This window comes from Peribacillus sp. P4_C12 (assembly GCF_056402095.1).
On the sequence record NZ_JBFUIB010000782.1, the window covers coordinates 1 to 1,371 of the forward strand.

At 41.4% G+C, this 1,371-nt stretch carries 2 protein-coding genes; both read right to left on the reverse strand.

Going from position 1 to position 1,371, the window contains the following annotated elements:
- On the reverse strand, nt 1-937 hold a 937-nt coding region (locus AC1DUW_RS28940; RefSeq protein ID WP_477644204.1), incomplete at its 3' end, for a ring-cleaving dioxygenase.
- A gap of 24 nt (nt 938-961) precedes the next feature.
- On the reverse strand, nt 962-1,371 hold a 410-nt coding region (locus AC1DUW_RS28945), incomplete at its 5' end, for a VOC family protein (RefSeq protein ID WP_477644205.1).

Below are 1,371 nucleotides of genomic sequence, written 5' to 3' on the forward strand. Positions count from 1 at the left end.
CCTTTAGAACCCTTGGTACAGCCGGAAGTAACGTTTTTTCCATAATTTCTCGCTTTTCTTCCAACCATGGTGGCAGCATTAATTTACTTCCCATTGTTTCCTTCGATTCATCGTGAGCAAATCCCGGTGGATCTGTGGCAACTTCAAAAAGAATGCCGCCTTCTTCACGGAAATAAATGGCATCGAAATATTGACGGTCCGTAAAAGGTGTCACTCCATAGCCAAAGCTYCCGATATGCTCTCTCCAATCCTTATGATCATCAAAATCATTCGCACGCCATGCGAGATGATGTACTGTCCCTACTCCCATTTTCCCAATTGGCATAATAGTTTTTTTGATATCAATCAAATTCCCGATGTCTGAATTGGATTTGAAGCGAATAAAATCCCCTTCTTCTGCAATTTTCTTCAAGCCCATCACTTCTTCTAATAGTTTCATCGTTTTGTCCGGTTTTGCCGTCAATAATACCGCGCCACCGAACCCTTTGACCGCCTTATCAGCAGGCACACCTCCAAATGACCACTCGCTATTTTTACCCTCTTTACGAGCGACAAGTTCAAGGTGCAAACCATGAGGATCGTTAAATTCGAGATATTCCTCTCCGAAACGGGTGGCTTTCTCGAATTCAATATTAAATTTGGATAAACGTAGTTCCCAGAATTCAATAGATCCTTCTGGAACGACATATGTCGTAATCCCTACTTGTCCAGAACCAATTCTTCCTTGGTATGCATCAGGCCACGGAAAGAAAGTGATGATGGAGCCAGGTGAACCTGATTCATCTCCGAAATATAAATGATAGGTACCTGGATCATCAAAATTCACAGTTTTTTTCACCATTCGCATTCCCAATACCCCTGCATAGAAATCCACATTCTCTTGCGGATTACCTACTATGGCGGTTATATGATGAATTCCTTTTGTCTGCTTTCGCATGGTGTTAACCACCTTTCAATTCAATTAAAATGTAGATTTTGTATTTAGTGGTTTTAAATTCGCCTCTATATCCGCTCTTTTTGATTCTAAAAAGGGTGGCAAGGCCAAAGACTCTCCTAGGTGTTGCACTTCTTCATCCGTTGCAAAACCAGGTCCGTCTGTTGCTAGTTCAAACAATATACCATTTGGTTCCCTAAAATAGAGGGAACGAAAGTAAAAACGGTCAATAAACCCAGAGTTTATTAAACTTGATTCATTTAATTTTTCTATCCATTTTCTCAGTTCTTCTTCGTTATCGACACGAAAGGCAACATGGTGTACGCCTCCCCTTCCTAGTCGTTCACGCGGCAAGTCATTCCGCTCTTCAATATGAATTTCTGCACCAGTTCCACCTTTGCCTGTCTCATAAACGATAATCTTGCTTTGACCCCTTA